This window comes from Prevotella sp. C0209C1, assembly GCF_056583855.1.
On sequence record NZ_JBWPJP010000052.1, the window covers coordinates 1 to 6,332 of the forward strand.

Sequence of the window (6,332 nt, forward strand, 5' to 3'; positions counted from 1 at the left end):
CCTTTCTTCCTTTACAGGCTTATGAAATTATGTGCCTGAGAGGAGAAGGCTTGCAACTGGGTTTTACGACTGACCCGGGATAGGCGTATAGTTTAGCAGACCTAAAAAATAAGAAATGGGTCAGTAGATGGCATACTTTAAGTCATGACAACGTCTATTAGGCAGAAAAAAGATAAGCCAAATAGCATACTTGTTTTGCAACTATTTGTTTAAAATACATAAAGTATCCAGTATTAATGGTTAAGAAATTTTAATATCTTTAGCATGGTATTGTTATTTTCTCTCTAAACATTTGATAACTTAACAAAAAGTATTACCTTTGCATCGCTTTATGCACAAAGCTAAGGCAAATAGCAAACAAAATATTAATTATTTATTTTAGGTAGTATGAATCAATACGAAACCGTTTTCATTTTAACTCCCGTTTTATCTGATGATCAGATGAAGGAAACGGTCGCTAAATTCAAAACATTGCTCACCGATAATGGTGCTGAGATTTTGAATGAAGAGGCTTGGGGTCTGAAAAAGTTAGCTTATAACATTCAGAAAAAATCATCAGGTTTTTATGCTTTATTAGAATTTAAAGCAGAACCTTCAGTTGTTAATACTCTTGAGACAGGCTTTCGCCGTGATGAGAGAGTTATTCGTTACATTACCGTTAAGCAAGATAAATATTCTGCTGCATATGCAGAAAAACGTCGTGCTAAGTGGTTAGCTAAAAAGGAGGCTTAATTTATGGCAGAGCAAAAAACAGAAATTCGTTACTTGACAGCTCCTTCTATTGACACAAAGAAGAAGAAATATTGTCGTTTTAAGAAAAGTGGTATTAAGTATATCGATTACAAGGATCCTAATTTCCTTAAGAAATTCTTAAACGAGCAAGGTAAAATACTTCCACGTCGTATTACTGGAACTTCATTAAAGTATCAGCGTCGTGTAGCACAAGCTGTAAAGCGTGCTCGCCAGATAGCACTTCTTCCATATGTAACCGATTTGATGAAATAAAAGAGGAGGGCAATAGATGGAAATTATATTAAAAGAAGATATTATTGGTCTTGGATACAAGAACGATATAGTTAATGTAAAAAGTGGTTATGGTCGCAACTATCTTATTCCAACAGGTAAGGGTGTAGTTGCTTCAGTTTCTGCAAAGAAACAATTAGCAGAAGATTTAAAGCAACAAGCTGCTAAGCTTGCTGCTTATAAGGCAGAAGCTCAAAAAAGAGCAGCTCAGCTTGAGGGTGTTGTACTTACTATTGTTGCAAAAGTATCTGCAACAGGCGTAACTTATGGGTCTGTAAATACAGCTACAGTAGCAGAAGAGCTATCAAAGCAAGGTATTGAAATAGATCGTAAGATTATTACAATGCGTGATATAAAGAAGGTAGGTACTTCTGAAGCTACTGTTCACTTCCACAAAGAGGTAGAGGTAAAGATTCCTGTAACTGTTGTTGCAGAAAATCAGCAAAATCCTGTTGCAGCTGAAGAAAAATCTGAAGAGCTTGTAGCTGATACTGCTTCTGATACAGTCGCAGATAAGAAGTAAATAAATTAGTTGCAAAGCAAGTCAGTAAATATTTTGTTAGTCCCTTTCACTCCGTGGTGATAGGGACTTTTATGTTTTTGTTAAGTTTATTTTATATATCAAGATTCATGTAAATGAAACGAATAGTTCTTACAGGTGGTCCATGTGCTGGAAAAACTACAGCTTTAGTAAAAGTAATAGAACATTTTTCAAGTATTGGGTATAAGGTTTTTGTTATCCCTGAGGTTCCAACTCTTTTTAGCCAAGCTGGTATGGATTACCTTACTAAAAACAAGCACTTCTTTTTTGAAGGCGAAAAGGCCACACTCGATACCCAAATATCCCTAGAAAATCATTTTAGTCGTATAGCAAAAACTATAAAAAAACCTACTATCATTGTTTGTGATAGAGGTACAATGGATATTTCTGCTTATATGAATAATGAAATGTGGCAAGAAATTATATCGGGCTTAGGGATAACTTCAGATAATCTTAGGTCTCGTTATGATGCAGTTTTACATCTTGTAAGTGCTGCAGATGGAGCTGAACAATTTTATACTACGGCTAATAATAGTGAGCGTACTGAAGGTATAGAGCTTGCTCGAAAATTAGATAAGAAAGTTATTCAAGCATGGTCTGAGCATCCTCATTTACGTGTGATAAATAATCATGAAGACTTTGATACAAAGATAAATAGGGTATTACAAGAAATATCGAGTGTCCTTGAGATACCTCAACAGGTAATTGAAGAACGAAAATACATTGTACGTACTTTAAGCGATATACCAGAAGCAATTGAAAGTGAAATATATCAAACCTACCTTACCTCCGAACCACGAAGTGAAGTACGGTTACGCAGACGCACCTTAAATGGTATTTCCATTAACGTTAGAACTACAAAAAAAATATTGCCTACAGGCGAGCAAGTACAAACCGAGCGTCAAATAGATAATAATCTTTATGAATCGCTAATGCGCCAAGCAGACCCTTATCGTAAGACTATACATAAAATAAGGAAAACTTTTATTTGGAAAGGACAGTTTTTCGAATTAGATACTTATTTAGATGATAATGAAAATTTACAGATACTAGAAACAAAAGGTATTGTAGATCACGAAAAAGTAAAGTTTCCTCCTTTTATAAAAGTAGTTAAAGATATTACAGGAAAGACGGAATATTATAACTATAATCTTGCATTAACAAAATAGTTCGATCTCAATAAAATAAAATACTTTATTTACATAGTTTGAGTATAATAAGATAAAAAAAAATAGATTAATATGTCATAATATGTTTTACTACTGTAAAAGATATGCTTAAAAAGTTTTATTTTAATATTTCTAACTATTATAATTATCATAAATATATTATTCTATCAATGATATTAAATAAAAAAGCAATATGAGAACAATAGAGCTTCTTGCTCCTGCTAAAAATGTAGAATGTGGTAAAGCTGCTATAGATCATGGGGCTGATGCTGTATATATCGGTGCACAAAAATTTGGTGCGAGACAAATGGCAGGAAATAGTGTAGAATCTATAGCCGATCTATGTTCTTATGCTCACCGCTATGCTGCTAAGGTTCATATTACACTTAATACCATTATCTATGACGAAGAACTGCCTGATACATTAGCACTTGTAGATGCATTAGTAGAAGCAGGAGTAGATGCTTTCTTAGTACAAGACATGGGGCTATTTGAAGAAATTAAAAAAAGATTACCTTCTTATATAGCTATCCATGCTAGTACACAATGTGATACGCGCACTTTAAACAAAGCTAAATGGCTTCAGCAGCAGGGTTTTAACCGTGTCGTTTTAGCGCGTGAATTATCGGCAGAAGAAATAAAAACTATCCACACATCATTACCTGATTTAGAACTTGAGGTTTTCGTACATGGTGCATTATGTGTCAGTTTTAGTGGAGTATGTTATGCTTCTCAATATTGTTTTAATCGTTCGGCTAATCGTGGAGCCTGCTCACAGTTTTGTCGTTTACCTTTTGACCTTATAGATAATAAAGGCTCGTTAATAAAGCAAAAATCTCATCTACTATCATTAAAGGACATGAACCAAATTAACAATTTAGAATCTTTAATGAGGGCAGGAGCATGTTCTTTTAAAATAGAAGGCAGATTAAAAGATGTAAACTATGTTAAAAATGTGGTTTCTGCTTATTCGCAAAGATTAGACTCTATAATAAATAAATATCCAAAAGAATTTTGTAGAGCTTCACTTGGTAAAACAAAGTATCTATTTACCCCAAACCTAAACAAGACTTTTAATCGTGGATATACAGATTATTTTGTGAAAGGTAGACAAATAGATATCTTTTCTCCAAATACGCCAAAAGCCTTGGGGGAAGATGTTGGCAGAGTGAAAGAATTACGTAATAATAGTTTTAATGTAGCTGGTACAGCAACTTTTACTAATGGAGATGGATTGTGCTTTTTGCATAAAACAATAATAGAAGGCAAAGAAAATATAAAATTAGAAGGTTTCCGAGTAAATAGGGTAGATGGTAATAGGCTTTACCCTTACAAAATGCCACTAGGTTTACAAGCTGGTATGAAGCTATATAGAAATCAAGATCAGGCGTTCGAAAAAGAGTTGAATGAACAAACTTCAGATAGACGTATACCTATAAGCTTATATCTAAATGGGTATAAAGACGGTTACACTTTGACTGCAAATATTATATCTGTAAATAAGAAAAAATATCAAGTTAAGACGAAACTGTCTTTTGAACACCAACAAGCAAAAAAAACGCAAATCGAAAACATCATAAAGCAACTTACTAAATTAGGTAATACCCACTATCTATGTGATACTGTGCAGCTTGGAAAAGAAGTTGAACAATGTTTTATCCCTAACAGCGTATTATCAGAACTTAGACGTATGATAGTTATAGAACTTAATGATATGATAAAAAACATACGAAAACAAAGATCTTATCAACATTATACATTAAAAGAAGATAAAGTTTCTATACTTGATGCTAATAGTCTACAATATCATAATATGCCTTATTTATATAATATATCCAATCAGAAATCTTTCAATTTTTATAATGCACAAGGACTAAAATATAAGGATATGGCGTATGAGTTAGAAGATAAATTAAATAGAATAAATAATAAAAATGCATGTGTTCCTAATATACTCTTGATGCAATGCAGATATTGTATCCGATACTCATTAGGTTATTGTGTAAAGCGAGGTGGAAAACAACCTACATGGTGTGAGCCACTCCATTTACGTTTATCCGATAATCGTCAGTTTAGGATAGAATTTGATTGTAAAGATTGCCAAATGAATATTTTTTCAGAATAGCCAAAAAGGAGATATAGAGAAATGAAAAATAAAAAATATATATATTTGTTGTTTTTCGTCTTTTTAAATATTCTGTTCACTGGATGTTATAGACAAAAAACTCGTTCTTTAGTTCAGCTCCCAGATAGCATTCAAGATGCGCAGATTTTTCATAGATTATCTAACAAATATGACTCTATTATTAAACAAGGGGCAGACACTTCTACTTATTGGGGAGGGAAAAATGCACAAATAGACTCCCTTAACTTTAGAATAAAACATCATTACTCAACAGGTTTTAATTTTGTAGTAAAATCAGATTCTTTATCTATTATCCGTCAACAGCCAGAAGAAACTATTAATAATTTATCTACTGACTCTTTTTCTGTTAATAAGGGTAATGTTATTGTTGTTGCAGATATACGTATTTTACCTGTAGATTCTATAGACTCTGTATGGGTACATATAGCTACAGAGAATGCACAGTTTGGGTGGATACACGAAAGTAAACTCCTTAAAAACGTAGTTCCTGCTGATCCTATATCACAGTTTATATCTATTTTTTCAAATATTCATCTACTTATATTTCTAATAGTTATTTCAATAATAGCTGTGGGGTATATGTTAAGAAAAATACGAAAACATAATGCAAAAATAGTACATTTTAATGATATCAATAGCATTTATCCTACATTGCTTACTACAGTTGTAGCTTCAGCTGCAACTTTTTATGCTAGTATTCAGCTTTTTGCACCTGAAACTTGGCGAGAGTTTTATTTTCATCCTTCGCTAAATCCTTTTTCTCAACCTTTACTACTAAATATTTTCCTTTTATTAGTATGGTTAATGCTTATTGTTGCTATAGCTACGATAGATGATGTTAAGCGATTATTAAAGTCGACAGATATTGTTCTATATCTAAGTGGTACGGCAGGTATTTGTGCAGTAAATTATATAGTTTTTTCTATTACTACTTTATATTATATAGGTTATTTATTACTTATTTTATATATTTATTTTTCTTTTAGGCAATATTGGTTACATCATAGCGAAAATTATTATTGCGGAAATTGTGGAATGCACTTGCATCGTAAAGGCAGATGTCCTCGTTGCGGAATTATGAATGAATAATATACTTTTAAATATTATTGCTAAAAGAGAATACTAAGAACAGTGAAACAAACGGAAACGAAAGAGTAGGAGACAAGTCTGGACTATATATTACTAATAAGTAAAATCGCCCTCTAAAGACATCTTCCTTAAAACATTCATATTTTTATAGATGTTTCATAAAAAGAACTATCTTTACTCATAGTTGTAATTTTTTTACAAAGCAAAAATAACTAAAATGGTTGATACCTAATAAAAAGTGTCAACCCTATTTTGAAAATTAATAAAAGTTTTACTGGCTACTTAACTAGTCCACCCTTAAAAATCTAATATTCCGCTGACTCACAGTATATTATGCTACAAATCATTTGTTTATATCTGCAAG

Annotated in this window: 6 protein-coding genes; all 6 read left to right on the plus strand. The window is 32.2% G+C overall.

What is annotated here, in order from left to right; all coding sequences use genetic code 11:
• The first annotated feature begins 387 nt into the window (after positions 1 to 387).
• The 6 genes from rpsF (at position 388) to AC1DCD_RS09905 (ending at position 5,968) form a co-directional block, all read left to right on the plus strand.
• A complete protein-coding gene (gene rpsF, locus AC1DCD_RS09880; RefSeq protein WP_008451230.1) occupies positions 388 to 732 on the plus strand; it encodes a 30S ribosomal protein S6 in 345 nt (114 codons plus the stop codon).
• A gap of 3 nt (positions 733 to 735) precedes the next feature.
• Entirely contained in the window at positions 736 to 1,005 is a 270-nt protein-coding gene (rpsR, locus tag AC1DCD_RS09885) for a 30S ribosomal protein S18 (RefSeq protein ID WP_008451235.1), read from the plus strand.
• Positions 1,006 to 1,021: 16 nt separating this feature from the next.
• Positions 1,022 to 1,546, plus strand: coding sequence for a 50S ribosomal protein L9 (rplI, locus tag AC1DCD_RS09890; RefSeq protein ID WP_353585707.1), 525 nt, complete (start codon positions 1,022 to 1,024; stop codon positions 1,544 to 1,546).
• A 113-nt stretch (positions 1,547 to 1,659) separates the two neighbouring features.
• Positions 1,660 to 2,733: an AAA family ATPase gene (locus AC1DCD_RS09895; protein ID WP_353585706.1), complete on the plus strand. Its 1,074-nt coding sequence runs from the start codon at positions 1,660 to 1,662 to the stop codon at positions 2,731 to 2,733.
• 193 nt (positions 2,734 to 2,926) lie between these two features.
• A complete protein-coding gene (locus tag AC1DCD_RS09900; protein ID WP_353585705.1) occupies positions 2,927 to 4,858 on the plus strand; it encodes a peptidase U32 family protein in 1,932 nt (643 codons plus the stop codon).
• 21 nt (positions 4,859 to 4,879) lie between these two features.
• Positions 4,880 to 5,968: a zinc ribbon domain-containing protein gene (locus AC1DCD_RS09905; RefSeq protein ID WP_464641336.1), complete on the plus strand. Its 1,089-nt coding sequence runs from the start codon at positions 4,880 to 4,882 to the stop codon at positions 5,966 to 5,968.
• Positions 5,969 to 6,332 lie beyond the last annotated feature (364 nt).

Excerpts from the sequence above, each read along its gene's own strand:
- rpsF (WP_008451230.1), top strand. The coding sequence starts at position 388 with ATGAATCAATACGAAACCGTTTTCATTTTAACTCCCGTTTTATCTGAT.
- AC1DCD_RS09895 (WP_353585706.1), top strand. The coding sequence starts at position 1,660 with ATGAAACGAATAGTTCTTACAGGTGGTCCATGTGCTGGAAAAACTACA.
- AC1DCD_RS09900 (WP_353585705.1), top strand. The coding sequence starts at position 2,927 with ATGAGAACAATAGAGCTTCTTGCTCCTGCTAAAAATGTAGAATGTGGT.
- rpsR (WP_008451235.1), top strand. The coding sequence starts at position 736 with ATGGCAGAGCAAAAAACAGAAATTCGTTACTTGACAGCTCCTTCTATT.
- AC1DCD_RS09905 (WP_464641336.1), top strand. The coding sequence starts at position 4,880 with ATGAAAAATAAAAAATATATATATTTGTTGTTTTTCGTCTTTTTAAAT.
- rplI (WP_353585707.1), top strand. The coding sequence starts at position 1,022 with ATGGAAATTATATTAAAAGAAGATATTATTGGTCTTGGATACAAGAAC.